Source organism: Bacillus sp. LR_5 (genome assembly GCF_042709275.1).
The window spans coordinates 1-2,715 of sequence record NZ_JAVAXX010000496.1 but is presented as its reverse complement, the minus strand read 5'-3'; the positions used below and the strand labels follow the sequence as shown (position 1 = coordinate 2,715).

Annotated in this window: 4 protein-coding genes; 1 reads left to right on the top strand and 3 read right to left on the bottom strand. The window is 36.2% G+C overall.

Annotation, left to right across the window (positions count from 1 at the left end; genetic code table 11):
* A partial coding sequence (locus RAC86_RS37600) for a helix-turn-helix domain-containing protein (protein ID WP_377886847.1) occupies positions 1-528 on the top strand: 528 nt, incomplete at its 5' end.
* Positions 529-759: 231 nt separating this feature from the next.
* On the opposite strand, the gene RAC86_RS37595 is transcribed toward RAC86_RS37600, so the two are convergent.
* The 3 genes from RAC86_RS37595 to RAC86_RS37585 form a co-directional block, all read right to left on the bottom strand.
* Positions 760-837 (bottom strand): phage holin, encoded by a 78-nt coding sequence (locus tag RAC86_RS37595; protein ID WP_236827588.1) that lies wholly within the window; start codon positions 835-837, stop codon positions 760-762.
* A 948-nt stretch (positions 838-1,785) separates the two neighbouring features.
* Positions 1,786-2,028 (bottom strand): hypothetical protein, encoded by a 243-nt coding sequence (locus RAC86_RS37590; protein WP_061186316.1) that lies wholly within the window; start codon positions 2,026-2,028, stop codon positions 1,786-1,788.
* A 30-nt stretch (positions 2,029-2,058) separates the two neighbouring features.
* A complete protein-coding gene (locus tag RAC86_RS37585) occupies positions 2,059-2,691 on the bottom strand; it encodes an HNH endonuclease family protein (RefSeq protein WP_061186317.1) in 633 nt (210 codons plus the stop codon).
* Positions 2,692-2,715 lie beyond the last annotated feature (24 nt).

Genomic DNA, 2,715 nt, shown 5'->3' with positions numbered 1-2,715 from the left:
GTAAGAAAACTAAAAGGCTATACATTGGAGGAGTTGGCTAAAAAATCTGGGGTTAGTAAATCTATGTTATCGCAAATTGAAAGAGGAGATAAAAATCCCACAATCAATATTGCCTCACAAATTGCAGAAGCACTAGATGAGACAATCTCATCCCTTCTAGGGGAGGAACAAAAAAGAAGTGTATCAATTATTCGTTCCCATGAGAGATTATTATATAAAGACGAAAAAACTAAATTCGAAAGACATCTTTTGTCCCCGCCTACTAACGATATTGAATTTATTCTAAATAAGATACCACCCTTTAAAGAAACAGGTGGCTTTCCTCCTCATAAAAAAGGTGTAGAGGAGTATATATATGTTGCCAAAGGGAAGTTACAAGTCCAATTAGGAGAGGAACCTCAAGTCTATACATTAGAAGAGGGAGATTCAATATATTTTGAAGCAGATATAGATCATAGATTCGTAAATCTATCAGAAGAAGAATGCAATTACTTTTTAATAATTAATTCAACTAAAAAAAATATATAAACTGTTTATCAGAAAAAATGTTTTATCAATAGTAAGTATTGTAAAGGAGTACATGTAACAACCATGTACTCCCTTAAATTATTTTGATATTATCTTGCAATTATGAATTAACCTAATTCCACTATAGAGTCCTATCAGTCGTTAACGACAAAATGATTATTCGAGTACAGATTAATGTTATCTTAAAAAACGAAAAAAATACCCTTCTCAATTAAGAGAAGGGTAGGGGGTTTATCTCGGTGAGTCATAATCCATTGCTTCTTCACTATCAGAAATACCTTGAGTTGTTGGGTCAACAATGATGCCCATTACAGTTAAAAAGTTAGAAGTGCATTAAATTTCTCTGTCAAATTGTCACCAAATACAGTCAAGTCGTCTATAGTACATGTATAACATGCGTATCGTAAAAATGTATAATGAGCTAAAAAAGACAGTAAACGTAAGGGTTTTGATACTTTAATTAGCGATTAGGAGTTAAACGATCGTAAAACATAAGCGAGAGTAGGGGAAAGAGGTCATTTTAAGGAGATATAGATAAAAAAGGAGTAATTTGAAGAGGGAAAAACATTGATAATATAGGCTTTTACGATAGCAATTACGATGTGAAAATGGGTGATTTTGATGAAAAAATAGGAAAGGAAAATTTGATAGGGTGTGGAAATGGAAGTGCTATGGGCACTTTTGTTCTTGTTTTTGAGTATTTGGATGTTAATACACCCCCTATATATTGGTAGTGAAATCCCTATATAATAGCTCTTATACCTGCATTTCAGTTACATATAATGGTTATGATCGAATGCTTTATGGATGCATATATAAAAGTGAAAATCAAGAATAATTTTTTAAAAAAGCAGAATAATTTCTTGCTTGATATGGGATAGATAACTCTGTTTTTGATCGTTATCGTAACAGGGAAAATTAATACGAACACTTATTATATCGTTAATAAGCCAAATGTTCTGAGTGAAGTACTGCATATTCAATCTTGTCTTTTTAATGGAAATTGAGCATCCATCGTTTTTTTATTTGGCCATATTTTAACCCTTCGATGATCTCGACTGACTAAACCTTATATGCAATATAAGATATGGCCAAGTAATTGTTATTACTCAGCGGTAATAGAAGAGAAGGAATTAGGGAAAGCATTTGATTTCATACATAAGAGACCACAAGGCAAAGAGTTAAAACTCTTTACCATGAGGTGTTTTCCTTAACCGATTCGCAATAAGTTTCATTAAAAACGCCCTTGATATTTGATCAAGGACGCTCAAGCACAGTGGCTAGCATACGGTGGACGACTTCGTGATCAGACGGGTCATTTAAGCGGTAGTCTTCACCTGGAAGAGTATACAAATCCTTGGCGCCTACATATGTAATAGCCAGTGTGAGAACTCCTTTGTCATCACAGGTAGTGATCAGTTCGAGTTCTCCACTAATGACACCTACCTCTTTGGTCATGACACCGTGGGTTGCAATAAAAACGGTCGACTTCTTATCCATCAGCTGACTCCTTTCTGCGTATGACTAAACTTAGTATGAGCAAGTGTTGAGCATGGTTTGCAGTGAAGATTTCTCAGTAGACTGTAAGCTAAGGTTCCAGCGATACTTAGTGTTGATCCACCACTTAGCATACCCACAACGTGCAGCAACACGAGGCGGTTGCCATGTTGAAGGGTCTTGGTCACCTTTAGAGCGGTTGATACTAGCAGTTACTGCAATTAGTTGAGGACCATCGAGGTCGTTAGCGAATTGCTTACGCTTTTCTGTCGTCCAACTACTAGCTCCTGAACGCCATGCTTCTGCTAAAGGAACAATGTGATCAATATCAATTTCGGATGGAGAGTATACTGTAACACCGTCGAAGTAACTATACCATTTACCGGATGTTACAGGGCAATTCCCGCTGTAGTATTCAGCGTCACGCTGGAGCACTAGCTGCCGGGTATTGCAACCATTACCTTGAATACTCCAGTGTGGGAACAAATCGCGAGAATAGCCAGTCATCGGATCTTCGGTCTTAACTGTTAAAGAGTTTAATTGTGATTGTGCTTCTAATTTTGAAGGCGTACTTGGTGGCAATGCGGATGCTGTTTGGTGGTCGAAAAGCAATGCAGTAAAAGATATTAACAATACAAAAATAAAGAATAATGATTTTCTGAACATAGAAAGCCTCCTTATTCGTAATAG

Excerpts from the sequence above, each read along its gene's own strand:
- RAC86_RS37590 (WP_061186316.1), bottom strand. The coding sequence starts at position 2,028 with ATGGATAAGAAGTCGACCGTTTTTATTGCAACCCACGGTGTCATGACC.
- RAC86_RS37595 (WP_236827588.1), bottom strand. The coding sequence starts at position 837 with ATGGGCATCATTGTTGACCCAACAACTCAAGGTATTTCTGATAGTGAA.
- RAC86_RS37585 (WP_061186317.1), bottom strand. The coding sequence starts at position 2,691 with ATGTTCAGAAAATCATTATTCTTTATTTTTGTATTGTTAATATCTTTT.